The organism is Ensifer sp. ENS09, assembly GCF_014852425.1.
Lineage (GTDB): Bacteria > Pseudomonadota > Alphaproteobacteria > Rhizobiales > Rhizobiaceae > Ensifer.
In genome coordinates this window covers 163,528-180,240 of sequence record NZ_JACVBP010000007.1, presented here as the reverse complement: position 1 = coordinate 180,240, position 16,713 = coordinate 163,528, and the positions used below count along the sequence as shown (strand labels likewise).

Annotated in this window: 18 protein-coding genes and 1 riboswitch; of the genes, 7 read left to right on the top strand and 11 right to left on the bottom strand. The window is 62.6% G+C overall.

Annotated features, from left to right (window positions below; all coding sequences use genetic code 11):
- Positions 1-78: 78 nt before the first annotated feature.
- The 9 genes from IB267_RS29695 to IB267_RS29655 all read right to left on the bottom strand — a co-directional run bounded on the left by IB267_RS29695 (position 79) and on the right by IB267_RS29655 (position 7,084).
- Positions 79-1,095 (bottom strand): aldose epimerase family protein, encoded by a 1,017-nt coding sequence (locus tag IB267_RS29695; protein WP_192451115.1) that lies wholly within the window; start codon positions 1,093-1,095, stop codon positions 79-81.
- A gap of 195 nt (positions 1,096-1,290) precedes the next feature.
- Positions 1,291-2,475, bottom strand: coding sequence for a VWA domain-containing protein (locus tag IB267_RS29690; protein ID WP_192451011.1), 1,185 nt, complete (start codon positions 2,473-2,475; stop codon positions 1,291-1,293).
- Positions 2,476-2,481: 6 nt separating this feature from the next.
- Positions 2,482-3,408: a homoserine O-succinyltransferase gene (gene metA, locus IB267_RS29685; protein WP_192451010.1), complete on the bottom strand. Its 927-nt coding sequence runs from the start codon at positions 3,406-3,408 to the stop codon at positions 2,482-2,484.
- Positions 3,409-3,469: 61 nt separating this feature from the next.
- Positions 3,470-3,547: riboswitch (SAM riboswitch) on the bottom strand.
- A gap of 124 nt (positions 3,548-3,671) precedes the next feature.
- Positions 3,672-4,112 carry an NUDIX domain-containing protein gene (locus IB267_RS29680; RefSeq protein ID WP_192451009.1) on the bottom strand — a complete coding sequence of 147 codons (441 nt, stop codon included), beginning with the start codon at positions 4,110-4,112 and terminating at the stop codon, positions 3,672-3,674.
- Positions 4,109-4,948 carry a MoxR family ATPase gene (locus tag IB267_RS29675; protein ID WP_043620012.1) on the bottom strand — a complete coding sequence of 280 codons (840 nt, stop codon included), beginning with the start codon at positions 4,946-4,948 and terminating at the stop codon, positions 4,109-4,111. The genes IB267_RS29680 and IB267_RS29675 overlap by 4 nt, the downstream gene beginning before the upstream one ends.
- 103 nt (positions 4,949-5,051) lie before the next feature.
- On the bottom strand, positions 5,052-5,432 hold the full coding sequence (locus IB267_RS29670) for a RidA family protein (RefSeq protein WP_034802728.1): 381 nt from the start codon (positions 5,430-5,432) through the stop codon (positions 5,052-5,054).
- A gap of 10 nt (positions 5,433-5,442) precedes the next feature.
- Positions 5,443-6,048: a 3-isopropylmalate dehydratase small subunit gene (gene leuD / locus IB267_RS29665; RefSeq protein ID WP_192451008.1), complete on the bottom strand. Its 606-nt coding sequence runs from the start codon at positions 6,046-6,048 to the stop codon at positions 5,443-5,445.
- A 155-nt stretch (positions 6,049-6,203) separates the two neighbouring features.
- Complete coding sequence (locus tag IB267_RS29660; RefSeq protein ID WP_192451007.1) at positions 6,204-6,620, bottom strand: glyoxalase/bleomycin resistance/extradiol dioxygenase family protein; 417 nt, start codon at positions 6,618-6,620, stop codon at positions 6,204-6,206.
- A 209-nt stretch (positions 6,621-6,829) separates the two neighbouring features.
- A complete protein-coding gene (locus tag IB267_RS29655) occupies positions 6,830-7,084 on the bottom strand; it encodes a hypothetical protein (RefSeq protein WP_043620010.1) in 255 nt (84 codons plus the stop codon).
- Positions 7,085-7,209: 125 nt separating this feature from the next.
- Here IB267_RS29655 and IB267_RS29650 point away from each other — a divergent pair, with 125 nt between their 5' ends.
- Positions 7,210-8,115, top strand: coding sequence for a CoA ester lyase (locus IB267_RS29650; protein ID WP_192451006.1), 906 nt, complete (start codon positions 7,210-7,212; stop codon positions 8,113-8,115).
- Positions 8,112-8,318 (top strand): DUF1737 domain-containing protein, encoded by a 207-nt coding sequence (locus IB267_RS29645; protein WP_043620008.1) that lies wholly within the window; start codon positions 8,112-8,114, stop codon positions 8,316-8,318. The genes IB267_RS29650 and IB267_RS29645 overlap by 4 nt, the downstream gene beginning before the upstream one ends.
- 235 nt (positions 8,319-8,553) lie before the next feature.
- Here IB267_RS29645 and IB267_RS29640 read toward each other — a convergent pair whose 3' ends face one another.
- The gene (locus IB267_RS29640) at positions 8,554-8,988 is read right to left on the bottom strand and encodes a metallopeptidase family protein (protein ID WP_043620007.1); all 435 of its coding nucleotides are present in this window, start codon (positions 8,986-8,988) and stop codon (positions 8,554-8,556) included.
- A gap of 169 nt (positions 8,989-9,157) precedes the next feature.
- Here IB267_RS29640 and IB267_RS33555 point away from each other — a divergent pair, with 169 nt between their 5' ends.
- The 5 genes from IB267_RS33555 to bfr all read left to right on the top strand — a co-directional run bounded on the left by IB267_RS33555 (position 9,158) and on the right by bfr (position 16,072).
- Positions 9,158-10,111, top strand: a complete 954-nt coding sequence (locus IB267_RS33555) for an ImuA family protein (protein ID WP_246764938.1) — start codon at positions 9,158-9,160, stop codon at positions 10,109-10,111.
- Complete coding sequence (locus IB267_RS29635; RefSeq protein WP_246810895.1) at positions 9,996-11,579, top strand: DNA polymerase Y family protein; 1,584 nt, start codon at positions 9,996-9,998, stop codon at positions 11,577-11,579. The genes IB267_RS33555 and IB267_RS29635 overlap by 116 nt, the downstream gene beginning before the upstream one ends.
- Positions 11,576-14,944 (top strand): error-prone DNA polymerase, encoded by a 3,369-nt coding sequence (locus IB267_RS29630; protein WP_192451004.1) that lies wholly within the window; start codon positions 11,576-11,578, stop codon positions 14,942-14,944. The genes IB267_RS29635 and IB267_RS29630 overlap by 4 nt, the downstream gene beginning before the upstream one ends.
- A gap of 359 nt (positions 14,945-15,303) precedes the next feature.
- Positions 15,304-15,615 carry a (2Fe-2S)-binding protein gene (locus tag IB267_RS29625; RefSeq protein ID WP_034803108.1) on the top strand — a complete coding sequence of 104 codons (312 nt, stop codon included), beginning with the start codon at positions 15,304-15,306 and terminating at the stop codon, positions 15,613-15,615.
- Complete coding sequence (bfr, locus tag IB267_RS29620) at positions 15,581-16,072, top strand: bacterioferritin (RefSeq protein WP_192451003.1); 492 nt, start codon at positions 15,581-15,583, stop codon at positions 16,070-16,072. Before IB267_RS29625 ends, bfr begins: the two co-directional genes overlap by 35 nt.
- A 76-nt stretch (positions 16,073-16,148) precedes the next feature.
- Here the strand turns inward: bfr and IB267_RS29615 are convergent, their stop codons facing one another.
- Entirely contained in the window at positions 16,149-16,670 is a 522-nt protein-coding gene (locus tag IB267_RS29615; protein ID WP_043620001.1) for an RNA pyrophosphohydrolase, read from the bottom strand.
- Positions 16,671-16,713: the final 43 nt, after the last annotated feature.

Sequence of the window (16,713 nt, the reverse complement as noted above, 5' to 3'; positions counted from 1 at the left end):
GCACCATGTGGTTCGGACCGCCGAGACGGCTCCTTTGCGTTTTGCCTTTGTTGGTGAAGCCGGCTGGCGCTTCCGCGCTCAGCTCTTCATGAACACGTAGTCCGTTTCCTGCCGGCGGGTCTCGCCCGGGCGCAGCACGGCGTTCGGGAAGCCGGCATGGTTGATCGCGTCCGGCCAGATCTGTGTTTCCAGGCAGAAGCCGGCAAAGGCGCCGTAGCGGCGGCCTTCGAGGCCGGGGACGGGGATGTTCAGCTTTGCGCCGGTATAGAGCTGCACGCCGGGCTCGGTCGTCAGCACTTCCATCGTGACGCCCGAATCGATGCTGCGGGCAAGCGCCACCGAATGTTTCACCATGCGTTCGTTCGAAAGGCAGAAATTATGATCGTAGGCGACGCGCTCGCCTTCGGTCTGGCGGCTGAGCCGCGTCATCTCCCTGAGATCGAAGGCGGTGCCTTCGACGGCAAGGATCGCACCCGTCGGCACCTGGCGTTCGGTGGTCGGCAGATAGTGGTCGGCGGCGATCATGATGTCGTGGCCGAGGGCGTCGGCGCTGCCGTCGAGATTGAAATAGCTGTGCTGGCAGACATTGGCGAGCGTCGCTCGGTCGGTTTCGCTCTCGTAGACGACGCTCAGGACACCGCCGGGCTTCAGCTGGTAGGTGCAGGTAACCTTGCAATTGCCGGGATAGCCGGCGCGACCATCCGGGTCGGTAATGGCGAGCGTGACGCTGTCGGGCGTGTGCCGAACGATCGTCCAGTTGCGCTTGCCGATATTGTCGCTGCCACCGTGCAGATGCGTGACGCCCTTCTCGTTCAATTCGAGCTGGTAGGCCTCGCCATCGAGCGTGAAGCGGCCGTTGCCGATGCGATTGGCGCAGCGGCCGGGCGTAGCGCCGAGATAGGGCGAATGGGCGAGATAGCTTTCGAGATCGGTGAAGCCGAGCACCAGCGGCGGCTCGTGGCCTTCCAGGCGCAGGTCCTGGATCACCGAACCCCAGGTGAGCACATGCGCGGTGAGGCCGCCACCGGAAAGCACCACACGATGGACCGGCTCGCCGGATGGCAGGTGGCCGAAGATTTCCGTGTTCTGATGCATGTTCACCGCTTACTCCCCTCTTCGCGATCGCAGCAACCTGCGTCATTTCAAAGAGCGCGGCAACTGGAATTCTCACTGCACGTGCCGTTAAATCGTCTCCGCTGCCGGCACGAAAACATGCAAGCCATTCAAAGCGCTACGGCGACCCTGGCGTCTGTTCAAAGGCACACGGCGCTCAAGATTTTCGTGGCGCGTTCAACGCGACAGCTGCTTGGTCGCATCCTGAAGGCCAGCGAGCGTCAAAGGAAACATCCGCCCCTCGAACAGGCTCTTCACCATGCCGATCGACTGGGTGTAACTCCAGTGCTGTTCGGGCACGGGGTTGATCCAGATCGAGCGCGGAAAATGCGCCGTCAGACGCGAGAGCCAGAGGGCGCCTGCCTCGTCGTTCCAATGCTCGACCGAGCCGCCGGGGTGGCTGATCTCATAAGGGCTCATCGAGGCGTCGCCGACGAAGATCGCGCGGTAGTCGCCGCCATAGGTGCGCAGCACTTCGGTCGTCCGGGTGATGTCAACGCGCCGGCGGCGATTGTCCTTCCACAGGCCCTCGTAGACGCAATTGTGGAAGTAGAAATGCTCCATGTGGCGGAACTCGCTGCGAGCCGCTGAAAACAGTTCTTCGACGATGCGGATATGATCGTCCATCGAGCCGCCGATGTCGAAGAACATCAGGAGCTTCACGGCATTGCGACGCTCGGGCCTTGTCACCACGTCGAGATAGCCGTGTTCGGCGGTGGCGCGGATCGTGCCACCGAGATCAAGCTCGTCGGCAGCACCCTGGCGCACCCAGCGCCGGAGGCGTTTTAGCGCCACCTTGATGTTGCGCGTGCCGAGTTCGACCGTGTCGTCGTAATCCTTGAACTCGCGCCGGTCCCAGACCTTGACGGCGCGGCGGTGGCGCGACTGGTCCTGGCCGATCCGCACACCCTCGGGGTTGTATCCATAGGCGCCGAAAGGCGAGGTGCCGGCGGTGCCGATCCATTTCGAGCCGCCCTGGTGCCGGCCCTTTTGTTCCTGCAGCCGCTGGCGCAAGGTCTCCATCAGCTTGTCGAAGCCACCGAGCGCCTCGATCAGGCGTTTTTCTTCCTCGCTCAGATGCTTCTCTGCGAGCTTGCGCAGCCAGTCCTCGGGGATGACGGCCTCTTCGCCCGCCTCCATCGGGTTGACGGCTTCAAGACCGGAAAAGCAATGCTGGAACACCCGGTCGAAGCGGTCGATATGGCGCTCGTCCTTCACCAGTGCCGTGCGCGCCAGATAGTAGAAGGCCTCGACGTCGAAGGTGGCGATGCCCGCCTCCATCCCCTCGATCAAGGACAGGAATTCCCGGAGCGTGACCGGGACCTTCGCCGCCTTGAGTTCGAGGAAGAAGGGAATGAACATCTGACCTCAGCTTTTCCCGGCGCCGATCTCCGCGACATCATACGGCGTCGTCTGGTACATCTCGTTGATCCAGTTGCCGAAGAAGAGATGCGCATGACTGCGCCAGCGATTCTGCGGCGGCAGGGTCGAATCGTTGTGCGGGAAGTAGTCGTGCGGCATCTTGATCGGCACGCCCGCATCCACGTCGCGGAAGTATTCGTCCGACAGCGAGGTCGAATCATACTCCACGTGGTTGAACATGTAGAGCCGGTTGCCCTTCTTCTCGTGCACCAGGCAGACGCCCATCTCCTTCGATTCCATCAGGATTTCGAGGCTCGGCACCTTGTCGATGTCGGCGCGGCGGACCTCGGTCCAGCGCGAGACCGGGACGGCGAAATCGTCGGAGAAGCCGTTGAGGTAGACGGAGGAACGATTGAGGTTCTGGTGGCGGTAGACGCCGAAGGCCTTTTCCTTCAGCGGATACTTCGGCACGTTGTGGAAGTGATAGATCGCCGCCATCGCGCCCCAGCAGACGTTGAGCGTCGAATGCACGTTGGTCTCGGTCCAGTCGAGGATGCGCTTCAGTTCGTCCCAATAGGTGACGTCCTCGTATTCGAGCGTCTCGACCGGCGCGCCGGTGATTATGAAGCCGTCGAACTTGCGGCCCTGCACTTCTTCCCAGGTCTCGTAGAAGGAGAGCAGGTGATCTTCCGAGGTGTTCTTGGCCCGGTGAGCGCCGATGCGCACCAGTGACAATTCCACCTGCAGCGGCGAGGCGCCGATCAGGCGCGCCATCTGGATCTCCGTCTTGATCTTGTTCGGCATGAGGTTCAGGAGCCCGATCTGGAGCGGGCGGATATCCTGACGGATCGCCACGGTCTCGGTCATCACCCGCACGCCCTCATGCACGAGGGTTTCGAAGGCGGGCAGCGTATCGGGAATCTTGATGGGCATGGGCTTCCACTCGATCAATACAAAAAAACCGGCGGCGATTGATCGCGACCGGTCCTCGGAAATCCAACTTTCCTCGGCCCTTTAGCGACTTGTTTAACGTGGCTGCAAGCCGGCCGGCCAAATCACCACAGGGAATTTGATAGCGCGAGTGGGCCGCGGGGGTCAAGAAAAACGATTCGGGGTGTCGTGGTCCCTCATCCCGCTGCCGCGACCTTCTCGCCGTTTTGACGGGGAGGAGGCGCCTTGCTGCTCCCAGTTGGCGTCTACCACTCAACAGTTCGCAGCAGGCTTAGAGCATCCCGCATGCCATAACCGAGCCGGCGCTCAGCCTCATCGAGGCCGAGCCAGAAGAAGCGGAAGCGGATCGGCTCGCCGCCGCCAAAAGGCGTCATTTCCTGATGTATCCAGGTCTGCCGTTGCTCGCCGGCGAGCGCGACGTGAAAGTAGTGCCGCCGATGGCAGATCGTCCTGCCGTCCTTCGGGTAGTGGTAGTCCTGCGTGACGAGATGTGTGAGTGTCTGCGACGGCGTCAGCCCTGTCTCCTCGACGAACTCCCGCAAGGCCGATGTCTGCGGGCTTTCGCCCGGCTCCATCGTGCCGCCCGGCACCTGCAGCTCGATCTCGGGAAAGTCCGGTTCGTCGAAGACCAGCAGCCGGTCCTGCCAGGTGCCATAGATCAGCACCTTATGGGCGTCGGGCGTCATTGGTCGCGGCGGGCCATGAAGGCGAGGCGCTCGAAGAGGTGCACGTCCTGCTCGTTCTTCAAGAGCGCACCATGCAGCTTCGGCAGCATGGTCTTGGCGTCGGCCCTGAGGTCGGCCGGATCGACCTCGTCGGCGACGAGCAGGCGGATCCAGTCGAGCGCCTCGGACGTGGAGGGTTTCTTCTTGAGGCCCGGCACCTGGCGGATGTCGTAGAAGGCGGCGAGCGCTGCGGACAGCAGCGTCTTGCGGATGCCGGGATAATGCACCTCGACGATGCGGGCGAGCGTGTCCGCGTCGGGGAAGCGGATATAGTGAAAGAAGCAGCGGCGCAAAAATGCGTCCGGCAGCTCCTTCTCGTTGTTGGACGTGATGATGACGATCGGCCGGTGACGGGCGCCGATCATCTCGCCGGTCTCGTAGACATGGAATTCCATGCGGTCGAGTTCCTGCAGCAGGTCGTTCGGAAACTCGATGTCGGCCTTGTCGATCTCGTCGATCAGAAGCACCACGCGGCGGTCCGCCTCGAAGGCCTGCCAGAGCTTGCCCTTGCGGATGTAGTTGCGGACCTCGTTGACGCGCTCGTCGCCGAGCTGGCTGTCGCGAAGCCGCGACACGGCGTCATATTCGTAAAGGCCCTGCTGCGCCTTGGTCGTCGACTTGACGCTCCATTCGATCAGTTCGAGGCCAAGGGCTGCGGCGATCTGGCGGGCAAGCTCGGTCTTGCCGGTGCCGGGCTCGCCCTTGACCAACAGTGGCCGCTCCAATCGGATCGCGGCGTTGACGGCGATCATCAGGTCCTTGTCGGCGATATAGTCGGCGGTGCCTTGAAATTGCATGGGCGTCTTCCGGTTCAGCGTAAGTCAGGCGAAGTCATGCCCTATGGACTATCGCATAATGGCTTAAATCGGAATCGTTTTGAGGGCAGGCGTGATCAAGCGGTCAGCCGCGAAGGGCGGTGACTTCGATCTCGATCAGCATTTCCGGGCGGATCAGGTCGCAGACGATCATCGTTGCGGCCGGGCGGATCTCGCCGAAGACTTCGCCGAAGATCGGGAACACCCGGTCGGCGAAGCTGGCATCGGTGACGTAGTAGTGGTTGCGCACCACATCCTTCATCGAGAAGCCCGCTTCCTTCAGCGCGCCCTCGATCGTCTTCAGGCAATTGCGCGCCTGCTCCTCCACCGTCTCGGGCATGGTCATGGTGGCGTAGTCATAGCCGGTCGTGCCGGAGACGAAGCACCAGTCGCCCATCGCGACGGCACGCGAATAGCCTGCCGTCTTTTCGAAGGGTGAACCCGAGGAGATGAGCTTGCGCGCCATGCTTCTCGCTTTAAGCCCAGGGACGCGAAGCGCCGACCGTCTTTTCGAAGTTGTCGATGGCGGTTGCCTTTTCCAGCGTCAGGCCGATGTCGTCGAGGCCGTTCAGCAGGCAGTGACGCTTGAAGGCATCGACCTCGAACTTGACCGAGCCGCCGTCCGGGCCGGTGATTTCCTGGGATTCCAGGTCGATCGAGAGGATGGCGTTGGAGCCGCGCGAGGCGTCGTCCATCAGCTTGTCGAGGTCAGCCTGGCTGACGACGATCGGCAGAATGCCGTTCTTGAAACAGTTGTTGTAGAAGATGTCGGCAAAGGACGTGGAGATCACGCAGCGGATGCCGAAGTCGAGCAGCGCCCACGGAGCATGCTCGCGAGAGGAGCCACAGCCGAAGTTGTCGCCGGCAACGAGGATGCTTGCGTTCTGGTAGGCCGGCTTGTTGAGGACGAAATCCGGGTTGACCGAGCCGTCTTCGTTGTAGCGGGCTTCGGCGAAGAGGCCCTTGCCAAGGCCGGTGCGCTTGATCGTCTTCAGGTAATCCTTCGGAATGATCATGTCCGTGTCGATGTTGACGACGGGGAGGGGGGCGGCGACACCGGTGAGCTTGACGAATTTTTCCATAACTTCAGGCCTTCGATTTCAGAAGAATGTTGCGCTAGCGTTTAGATGAGTTTTGCGCCGAAATGAAGGAAAATCTGTTCAAATACGCTTCGCCGGGCGGGTGAAAATGCCCGCCCGGCGAGAGCTTCGTCCGGATTTCGATTGTCTGCAGGGACTTAGCCTGCCTTCACCGGGCTGTTCATGGCCCAGAGAACGCCGAAAGGATCGCGGAGCTGGCCGTAGCGGTCGCCCCAGAACATCACCTCGATCGGCATCACCACCTCGGCGCCGGCGGCAACCGCACGGTCCCACCAGGCATCGATATCCTCGACGGTGAGCGTCAGGGTGAAGGCCTGCGGCTTTTCCAAGGGATGGCCGTATTCCGGATAGGCATCGGCCAGCATCAGCGAGCTGCCGTTGATGTAGAGGTGGATGTGCATCGTCCGGCCCTGCTCGTCGAGCGGATGCCGGCCCACTTCCTTGCCGCCAAAGGCGCGCTGGTAGAATTCGGAGGCCTTGGTGGCGCCATCGACCTGAAGATAGGGCAGAAGGCCGTTGAGGACCGGTGCCGGCTGCTGCGTCTGGGTATCCATATCGTTCTCCATCCTGTTCGAAGAGCCAGGACCGTGCTGGCCTGCCTCAAGGACGGACATGGAATGGTCGATCCGACATGGGGTCGAAAAAAAATCGCAGCCGGCTGAACGACGGTTTTCAAGGGACGCAAACAGGGTTCGAGCCGATCGTCGATCGGCCCGATTGCGGGGTACCAAGATCGCTGGAGATCGATTCCGACCGCAGGGAATTAGAGGTCGATGATCGTGCCGCGACCGTCGTTCCAGATGCGCATCTCGCGCTGGCCCTGGGCGGGACCTGCGGCAGCCGGGCGCACGGTGGCGCGGGCTGGCCTGAAGTTCAGCCGGGTGGCAATGGCGCTGCCGACCACGACGACGGCCGCGATGCCGGCAAGGGCCAGCGCCAACGAGGCGGTAAGCACAAAGGCCGCGAACGTGATGGTCAGGGCTGCGGCCGTAAAGAGAACAGAGCGAATGCTTTGCATAATCGTCACCTTTCTGATGGCGATGTGGGGGCTCGCCTTCGGACTTGCAAGAGGCGGGCCCTCGAAAGGGGTGCGGCGGTTCGCCTCGTCTTGCGGAACGCGGCAAAGGCGGGCACAACTGAAGCATGAACAAATCGAGCGAACATCACCCGGTACGCCTGCGCCGCTCGGTGCTTTGCGTGCCGGCCGACAATGCCCGCGCGCTTGCCAAGGTCGCGGAACTTGTGACGGATGCTGCGATCTTCGATCTCGAGGATGCGGTTGCGCCCGAGCGCAAGGTGGAAGCGCGTGCGGCGCTGGTGCAGTATCTGACGACAAGCCGGCCGGATTGCGAGATCGTCATCCGCATCAATGCGATCGGCTCGGACTATGGTCAGGGCGATCTTGCTGCAGCGCTTGTGGCCAATCCCGACGCCATTCTGTTGCCGAAGGTCGAAAGCCCGGCGGATATCCAGGCGGCAGCCGACTGGCTCGACGAGAACGATGCGCCGGAAACGCTGCGCCTCTGGGCGATGATCGAGACGCCGCGCGGAGTGATCAACGCGCCTCTTGTCGCCGAGGCCGGCCGCACCTTCAGCGGCAGGCTCGATTGTTTCGTCGTCGGCCTCAACGACCTGCGCAAGGAGACCGGCGTTCCGGATCGTCCGGGCCGGCCCTATCTCATCCCCTGGCTGATGCAGATCCTGCTTGCCGCGCGTGGCGGCGGGCTCGATGTCATCGACGCCGTGTTCAACGATTTTCGCGATGCTGCCACCTTCGACGAGGAATGCCGGCAGGGCCGCGACATGGGCTATGACGGCAAGATGCTGATCCATCCGGCGCAGATCGGCCCGGCGAACGAGCGCTTCGGCGTCGAGCAGATCGCCGTCGACGAGGCCCGCGCGATCATCGCCGCCTTTGCGCTCTCGGAAAATGCCGGCAAGGGCGTCATCAATCTCAACGGACGCATGGTCGAGCGGCTGCATCTCGACCAGGCCGTAAAGCTTGCCGCCAAGGCGGACCTCATCGAACAACGAAAGACAAGATCTTGAAACTCTACCGCTTCCTGACCGGTCCCGACGACGCCACCTTCTGCCACAAGGTGACGGCGGCGCTGAACCAGGGCTGGAGCCTGCACGGCTCGCCCACCTATGCCTTCAATGCCGATACGCAGCACATGCAGTGCGGCCAGGCGGTGGTCAAAGAGGTCGAGGGCAAGGATTACACCCCGGATATCAAGCTGTCGGAACAGTAGGCAGTTTAGCCCTCTCCTCGGGTTTAACCCGAGAACTAACCCTCTCCCCGAGGGCAGGGAGAGGGGACGCGACGGACGCTTGGTCATCGCGAATAGTCGGCGCGTGAAGCCCGTTTCTGGAATTGGGTATGAATGCGAGCGGGTGCCGCGCGTTTCCTTCGCCCCGCCTGCGAGGATCAAAGTGCCTGCAGGCGGATGGGGGCAGCCCTCACCGCGATGATAGGCAAATGAAGCGTCAGCCGCCGACGTGCTCGACGCTGGCCTCGATCCGTTCCATGTCGTCGTCGGAAAGGCCGAAATGGTGGCCGATCTCGTGGATCAGAACGTGGGTGATGATGTCGCCGAGCGTCTCCTCGTTCTCCGCCCAGTAGTCGATGATCGGGCGGCGATAGAGGGTGATGCGGTTCGGAAACTGGCCGGTTTCCATGGTGAAGCGTTCGCTGATGCCGCTGCCTTCGAAGAGGCCGAGCAGGTCGAAAGGCGTTTCCAGCGCCATGTCCTCGAAAACGTCGTCGCTCGGGAAGTCGGCAACTTCGATGACAAGGTCGGTCGTCAGCTGGCGGAATTCCTGCGGCAGGTGGCCATAGGCCTCCAGCGCAAGTTGCTCGAAAGTGGTAAGCGTCGGTGCGTGGCGTTCCCGCCAATCATCGGTCTGGTCAATGCGGGCCATAGGCACTCCTTGTTGCCCTCCATATAGCGATTTTGCCTTTGTTTTTCGAGTGTTGAATTCCTTGACCACAGGGACAGGAATAAATTCTTAGAATTGGCTGTTGACTCATTTAGGAAGCTCTGGAATCTAATAGAACATAACATGAACATACTGATGGGAGTTGACCGTCATGGCCGACACAGCCGTGCAGCGGGAGACGGTACTTTCGCTCCGAGAAACCATAGCCAGGATCGAAAACCGTCGGCTTCCGGGCGTCGTGCGCACCGCCAAGGCGGCCGATCCCGGCGGCTTCCGTCAACGGGAAGAAGACGAACCAGGCCGCAAGTCGCTGGCGCTCGGCGTTCCCGATCTGGACGATCTTCTCGAAGGCGGTCTGCCGCTTGAAGGCATGACGGAAATCCGCAATGCCGAGACGCGCGATGCGGGTGCTGCCGCCGGTTTTGCCGCAGCACTTGGCGTGCTCTGCCAACGGGCGCGGCTTGAGAAGGGAGAGCCGGCCGCCCCCGTTCTCTGGATCAGCCAGTCGATGGCTTCCAACGAGGCGGGCATGCCCTATGGCCTGGGTCTGAAGGCCTTTGGTCTCGATGTCCGCGGCCTCGTCTTCAGCCTGCCGCGCACGATAAAGGACGCGCTCTGGATCGCCGAGGCTGCACTTTCCGTCCCGAGCTTCTGCGCCGTCATTCTCGAAATTCGCGGCAACCCGGCTGCCCTGGCACTCAGCGAGAGCCGGCGCCTGCATGTGCGCTCGCGCGCCGGCCACGTCCCCCTTCTGCTTTTGCGCCAATCCGGACACGAGGAGGCGAGCAGCGCCTTCTTCCGCTTCCTCGTCGAGCCGGCGCCGGCGCGCGAGCGACCGCTACCGGATGGATCGATGCTTCGCGGCAGCATCGGCCATCCCGTCTTTCACGTCATTGCCGAGAAGAGCAGGGCTCCTGCGCCGCTCGGCTTCTTCCTGGAGTGGAACCCCCATGACCGCCGCCTTTACCCCGTCGAGCCCCTATCAGCCGCTGCTGCGGCAGATCCACAACCAGCGCATTCTGTCGCTCGCCTTTCCGCATCTTCCGGCCGATCGGGTCGCGCGCAAGCGCTGGGGGAACTCGTGGCTTTCCCGCGGGCGTCCTGAGCATCCGCCCGTCGTCTTCGCCGACAAGGTGAAGAGCGCGATGCGTCTTGTCGCGCTCGATGGTTTTGCTGAAAGGCGTGGGTTTCACATCGGCCAGGGTGTCGCCGAAGCGCGGGCCATGTGTCCCGAGATCGACGTGCTGCCGGCCGATTCCGCCGCCGATCGGGCGCTGCTTGCAGGGCTGGCGGACTGGTGCAGCCGTTACACCCCGCTCGTCGCGCTTGATGGCGACAGCGGCCTCTTTCTCGACATCACCGGCTGCGCCCATCTTCTCGGCGGGGAAAAGGCGCTGCTCGACGATCTGCTTGCTCGCCTTTTCCATCTGGGCGTCGAGGCCCGGGCGGCGATCTCCTCGTCCGCCGGGCTCTCCTGGGCGGTGGCGCGTTTCGGCTCCGACGCTATCCTTGCCGAGGATGAGGCGGCGCGGGCGCTGGCGCCGTTGCCGATGGCAGCACTCCGGCTGCCGCGGGAAACGATCGAAACACTTGGCCGGGTCGGGCTCAAGCAGATCGGCGACCTCATCGAGGCGCCGCGGGCGCCGCTTGCCCGCCGGTTCGGCGCAACCCTGCTTCTGCGTCTCGATCAGGCGCTCGGGCGCGAGGACGAGCCGCTGTCGCCACGATTGCCGGTCGCAGCCCTTTCGGCAGAGCGGCGTCTCGGCGAGCCGGTCCAGGGTGAAGACGATATATTGGGCCTGGCGGAAGAACTGGCACTGCGGCTGAAACCGGAGCTGGAGAAGCGCGGCGAGGGCGGACGCCTGTTCGAGCTTCTGCTTTTCCGCGTCGACGGTGCGGTCTTCCGCATCGCCGCCGGTACCTCCTCGCCGCTCAACGATCCGCGGCGTGTCGCCGGTCTATTCCGCGAGCGCTTGCAGGCGGTGCACGACGATCTCGATGCCGGCTTCGGCTTTGAAATCCTCCGGCTTTCGGTGCCGAAGAGCGAAAAATACGAGGTGATGCAGGAGGATTTCTCCGGCACGCCGGATCGCGCGCGTCCGCTTGCCGCCTTCGCCGACCGGGTCATGGCGCGGTTCGGCGCAGAAAGCCTCATGGTGCCGGCGCTCTCGGAAAGCCATGTGCCGGAGCGGGCGGCAAGCTTCCGGCCGCTCACGGACTTGGCGGTGATCGGCAAGGCTGAGGAACCGGCGCAAAACATTCCGGCGCCCCTGCTTGCCGCCGCCGCCCGGCCGCAGCGGCTCTTCCCAAGTCCCGAGCCGGTTGAGGCGGTTGCCGAGGTGCCGGAGGGGCCGCCGAGAAGCTTTCGCTGGCGGCGCACGCTGCACCGCATCGCGCGGGCCGAGGGGCCGGAGCGGATCGCCGGCGAATGGTGGCTCGACGGCGAGCCGGCGCTGGAGCGCGACTATTTCCGGGTGGAGGACGATAGCGGCCGGCGGTTCTGGCTGTTTCGCGAGGGTCATTATGGCGCCAGCGCCCCGCCACGCTGGTTCATGCATGGAGTCTTCGCATGAGCGACGTTGCCCCCTATTTCGAGATCGGCGCCTGGTCGAATTTCTCCTTCCTCGAAGGTGCCTCCCATCCGGGTGAGATGGTGGTTGCGGCGAGCCGCCTCGGTATTGGCGGCCTTGGCATTGCCGATCGCAACACGGTCGCCGGCGTGGTGCGCGCCCATGCGCAGGCCAAGGTGGAGAAGTCGGCCTTCCAGCCGGGTGCGCGGCTCTCCTTTGCCGAAGACCTGCCCGACGTGCTCGCCTACCCCCTAAACCGCCGCGGCTGGGGCAATCTCTGCCGGATGCTGAGTGCCGGAAACCTGCGCGCCAAGAAGGGTACCTGCACGCTCTACGAGACCGATCTCATCGAATGGGGCGAGGATTTGCTTCTCGCGGTGCTGCCGGGTCCCGTCATCGGTGCGCCGGAGGCAACCCTGCTTGCCGATTTCCTCAAGCGGCTGAAACCGCATTTTGGCGACCGGCTCTATCTGGCGCTGGTGCCGCGTTATGACGGCTTCGACCAGCTTGCCTTTGCCGGGCTCGCGACCATTGCCCGCCATGCGTCCGTCAAGCTCGTCGCCACCAACAGTCCTCTGTTCCATGCCGCCGATCGACGGCCGCTTGCCGATGTCGTCACCGCCATCCGCGAGCATGTGACGATCGCCTCGGCCGGCTATCGGCTGCATGCCAATGCCGAGCGGCATCTGAAGACGCCCGCCGAAATGGCGCGCATTTTTCGCGACTATCCGGAAGCGATCGCCAATACCGGGCATTTCTTTGGACGCCTGAAGTTCTCGCTGTCGGATCTCGAATATCAATATCCGGATGAGAGTATTCCGGGTGAAACACCGACGCAGACCTTGCGGCGGCTGACCATGGAAGGCGCGCGCGAGCGGTATCCCGGTGAGATCCCCAAGAAGATTTCGACGCAGATCGAGTACGAGCTCGAATTGATCGCCAGCAAGCGTTACGAGCCCTACTTCCTGACGGTGCGAAATATCATGCAGTTTGCGCGCGGTGCCGAGATCCTGTGCCAGGGTCGCGGCTCGGCGGCCAATTCCACCGTCTGCTACTGTCTGAGGATCACCGAAGTCGATCCGCTTTCGACCACCCTGCTCTTCGATCGTTTCCTCTCGACCGAACGGGACGAGCCGCCGGATATCGACGTCGATTTCGAGCACGAGAAGCGGGAAGAGGTGATCCAGCACATCTACCGCACTTACGGCAAAGAACATGCGGGGCTGACGGCCGCCGTCACCAGCTACCGGGCGCGTTCCGCCGGCCGCGAGACCGCCAAGGCTTTCGGGTTCTCGGAAGACGTGCAGTCGGCGCTTGCCGGGTCGGTCTGGGGCTGGTCGGCCGCCGATCTCTCGGAGCGCGAGGCGCAGGCCGCCGGTCTCGATACGAAGGACCCGACGACCGTGAAGGTGCTCGATTACGCCACCGAGCTGATGAGCTTCCCGCGCCATCTCTCCCAGCATGTCGGCGGCTTTGTCATGACCCGCGATCGGCTCGACGAGGTGGTGCCGATCATGAATACGGCGATGCCCGACCGCTTCATGATCGAGTGGGACAAGGACGACCTCGACACGCTGAAGATCCTGAAGATCGACGTTCTGGCGCTCGGCATGCTGACCTGCATCGCCCGGGCCTTTGACCTGCTCGACCGGCATTACAATGAGCAGAAGAACCTGCATCAGCTCTTCAAGGATCATCAGGACGCCGTCTACGACATGATCTGCCGGGCCGATACGATCGGCGTCTTCCAGATCGAGAGCCGGGCACAGATGAGCATGTTGCCGCGGCTGAAGCCGAAGAAATTCTATGACCTCGTCATCGAGGTGGCGATCGTCCGACCCGGACCGATCCAGGGCAACATGGTGCATCCCTATCTGAAACGGCGGGAGCAGCACGCACTCGGCATTCCCATCGAATACCCGAGCAAGGAACTGGAGCTCGTTCTGGAGCGAACGCTTGGCGTGCCGCTCTTTCAGGAGCAGGCAATGCAGATCGCCATCACTGCCGCTGGCTTCTCACCCAGCGAGGCCGACCGGTTACGGCGTGCGATGGCGACCTTCAAGCGCACCGGGACCATCCATACCTTCCACGAGAAGATGATCGAGGGCATGGTCACGAACGGTTATGACAGGGACTTCGCCGAGCGTTGCTTCAAGCAGATCGAAGGTTTTGGCGAATACGGTTTTCCCGAAAGCCACGCCGCGTCCTTCGCGCTGCTCGTCTATGTCTCGTCGTGGCTGAAGACCTATTATCCGGATGTCTTCTGCGCGGCGCTTCTGAACTCGCAGCCGATGGGCTTTTACGCGCCGGCGCAATTGATACGCGATGCCAGAGAGCATGGGGTGCGGGCGCGGCCTGTCGATATCAACCATTCGGTCTGGGATGCCGATCTCGAAGATGGGGGCCTGGATCGCAACGCCATCGAACCGCGGCATCGCGAGATGCAGGATGTGATCAGGACGACGAAAGCGATGCGTCTCGGCTTCGGCTCGATCAAAGGGCTGAAGCAGGAGGAGATCGAGGATAAGCTCGTCGCCAACCGGGGCGCCGGTTACGCAACGGTGCGCGATCTCTGGCTGCGCTCCGGCCTCTCCCGTTCCGCGCTCGAAAGGCTTGCCGACGCGGATGCCTTCCGCTCGATCGGGCTCGATCGTCGCAAGGCGCTCTGGGCGGTGAAGGCGCTCGACGAAAAAAGCGCTGCCGAGCGGCTGCCGCTTTTCGAGGGGGCTGCGAGAGAGGAGTTGCGGCCCGAGCCGGCGATGCTCCTGCCGGAGATGCTGGCGGGTGAGCAGGTGATCAACGACTACCGCTATCTCTCCTTCTCACTGAAGGCGCATCCGGTTTCCTTCCTCAGAGATACACTTGCCGCACAGGGGATCGTGCAGAGCCGCATGCTTGCGACCGCCCCGGTCGGGCGGCGGGTGACCGTTGCCGGGCTGGTGCTCGTCCGCCAGCGCCCGGGTTCGGCCAAGGGCGTCATCTTCATGACGATCGAGGACGAGACCGGTGTTGCCAATGCGATCGTCTGGCCGAAGGTGTTTGCGACCTATCGGCCGGTGGTCATGGGCGCGCGTCTCGTGAAGATCCGCGGCCGGCTGCAGCGCGAAAGCAGCGTCATTCATGTGGTCGCCGAACATATCGAGGACATCACGCCGATGCTCGGGCTGTTGCGCAAGGAGGCGCGGCGGTTCGGCGCAAGCGAGCGTGCCGACGAAGCGCTGAGACCGACCGGTGACGCGCGCATGAAACGGGCGCAAGGCGACCAGCGCCTACCGATGGCCCGCCACTCCGGCAGTAATTCCAGCAATCCGGATCGGGCGACAGCCGAGGTGGCTGAGGTGATGCCGAAGGGGCGCAACTTCCATTGAAAGCCTCCGGCTTAGGCTTTACCGCCTCTCGAGTGAGTGGGCTGTCTGGGGAAGCGCTGCCGGGTCGCCGGAAGGATTCTACGGAATGCTTCCGGCGCAGTTCACGGGCAGGGTTTCCCGCGGTCGCGATCGGAGGTGTGTAAAAATGTCGCAGGCTGCGCGCCTCGCGACCCATTCAGGGTTTGCAGGATCAGTCGCCCGGGAATCTCTAAAATTCTGAAAAGGCGAAGTTTTTTGTCAAGTTTAGAGTCGTTCTAATCCGCCCGCAACTTCCGCTCGCGGAGTTTTTAGTTGACACTAAATGTCCTGTTTTGCTTTATGCGCTGATAAAGGGCGTTGCGTACGACAGGCGAGACGACATGCTGGTTTGCAGCTGCAATTTCATCACGGAAAAGGAGATCGAGGACACGATCATTGGTCTCCTCGACGAGGACTGTTGGCAGCTGATCGTGCCGGCGAAAGTCTACCACGCGATGGAAAAACGTGGCCGTTGCTGCGGCTGTTTCCCCAATGTCGTCGACATCATCATCCGCACCACCGAGCAATATCACGCGCACCGCGACTCGACGGACGCAGAGATATTTGATTTCATGACCCGCCTCAGACAATTCCACGACGACAACCGGAGGGCGGATCTTGAAAGGCGACAAAAAAGTCATCGAGCAGCTTAACGAAGCGCTCTATCTCGAACTCGGTGCCGTCAACCAGTATTGGCTGCATTACCGCCTCCTCGAAGACTGGGGCTATACGCTTCTCGCCAAGAAGGAGCGGGCCGAATCCATCGAGGAGATGCAGCATGCCGACAAGCTCGTCGCGCGCATCATCTTCCTTGAAGGCCATCCCAACCTGCAGACGGTTGCGCCGCTGCGCATCGGCCAGAACGTGAAGGAAGTGCTGAAGGCGGACCTGGCCGGCGAATACGACGCCCGCACCGCCTACAAGAAATCCCGCGACATCTGTCATGCCGCCGGAGACTATGTCTCCATGAAGCTCTTCGAAGAGCTGCTCGCTGACGAGGAAGGCCATATCGACTTCCTCGAAACCCAGCTCGAGCTGCTCGACAAGATCGGCGAAGAGAAATACGGCCAGCTCAATGCTTCGCCTGCCAACGAGGCCGAATCCGACTGAGCCTGGTGAAAGCCTAGAAATACAAAGGCCGGCGATCTCGCCGGCCTTTGTCGTTTCAGGAGCGCGCAGCACCGGTTCACGGCGCCAGATGCGTGAAAGCCGCGACCACTTCCTCGTAGACCTTGCGCTTGAACGGCACGATCAGCTCCGGTAGGTCGCGCATCGGCTTCCATTCCCAGGCGTCGAATTCCGGTTCGTGCCCGCCCGGCGGCGGGTTGATGGCGATCTCGTTTTCCTCGCCTTCGAAGCGGAAGGCATACCAGCGCTGCGTCTGGCCGCGATACTTGCCCTTGAGGCCGATGCCGATCAGGTGTTCGGGCAGATCGTAGTTGATCCAACCGGGCGCTTCCGCAAGCAGCGAGACGGTGCTCATGCCGGTCTCTTCGTAGAGCTCGCGATAGGCCGCCTTCAGCGGGTCTTCGTTCTTGTCGATGCCACCCTGCGGCATCTGCCATTGCTGCGGCGAGCCGTCATATTCGGAATTGCCGACGGCGATGCGATGGCCGGCCCAGACGAGGCCCGACCGGTTCAGCACCATCACGCCGACACAGGGGCGATAGGGAAGGTCGTCCGCCTTCAGTTTCTTGTCCTTGCTCATCGGCTGCCTCTTCTTTGCAAACGTCGATTGGTCCCATCGGGAC

What these genes read in the sequence shown, in the direction of transcription:
- IB267_RS29695 (WP_192451115.1), bottom strand. Translation starts at nt 1,095, where the DNA reads ATGCATCAGAACACGGAAATCTTCGGCCACCTGCCATCCGGCGAGCCG.
- IB267_RS29690 (WP_192451011.1), bottom strand. Translation starts at nt 2,475, where the DNA reads ATGTTCATTCCCTTCTTCCTCGAACTCAAGGCGGCGAAGGTCCCGGTC.
- metA (WP_192451010.1), bottom strand. Translation starts at nt 3,408, where the DNA reads ATGCCCATCAAGATTCCCGATACGCTGCCCGCCTTCGAAACCCTCGTG.
- IB267_RS29680 (WP_192451009.1), bottom strand. Translation starts at nt 4,112, where the DNA reads ATGACGCCCGACGCCCATAAGGTGCTGATCTATGGCACCTGGCAGGAC.
- IB267_RS29675 (WP_043620012.1), bottom strand. Translation starts at nt 4,948, where the DNA reads ATGCAATTTCAAGGCACCGCCGACTATATCGCCGACAAGGACCTGATG.
- IB267_RS29670 (WP_034802728.1), bottom strand. Translation starts at nt 5,432, where the DNA reads ATGGCGCGCAAGCTCATCTCCTCGGGTTCACCCTTCGAAAAGACGGCA.
- leuD (WP_192451008.1), bottom strand. Translation starts at nt 6,048, where the DNA reads ATGGAAAAATTCGTCAAGCTCACCGGTGTCGCCGCCCCCCTCCCCGTC.
- IB267_RS29660 (WP_192451007.1), bottom strand. Translation starts at nt 6,620, where the DNA reads ATGGATACCCAGACGCAGCAGCCGGCACCGGTCCTCAACGGCCTTCTG.
- IB267_RS29655 (WP_043620010.1), bottom strand. Translation starts at nt 7,084, where the DNA reads ATGCAAAGCATTCGCTCTGTTCTCTTTACGGCCGCAGCCCTGACCATC.
- IB267_RS29650 (WP_192451006.1), top strand. Translation starts at nt 7,210, where the DNA reads ATGAACAAATCGAGCGAACATCACCCGGTACGCCTGCGCCGCTCGGTG.
- IB267_RS29640 (WP_043620007.1), bottom strand. Translation starts at nt 8,988, where the DNA reads ATGGCCCGCATTGACCAGACCGATGATTGGCGGGAACGCCACGCACCG.
- IB267_RS33555 (WP_246764938.1), top strand. Translation starts at nt 9,158, where the DNA reads ATGGCCGACACAGCCGTGCAGCGGGAGACGGTACTTTCGCTCCGAGAA.
- IB267_RS29630 (WP_192451004.1), top strand. Translation starts at nt 11,576, where the DNA reads ATGAGCGACGTTGCCCCCTATTTCGAGATCGGCGCCTGGTCGAATTTC.
- IB267_RS29625 (WP_034803108.1), top strand. Translation starts at nt 15,304, where the DNA reads ATGCTGGTTTGCAGCTGCAATTTCATCACGGAAAAGGAGATCGAGGAC.
- IB267_RS29615 (WP_043620001.1), bottom strand. Translation starts at nt 16,670, where the DNA reads ATGAGCAAGGACAAGAAACTGAAGGCGGACGACCTTCCCTATCGCCCC.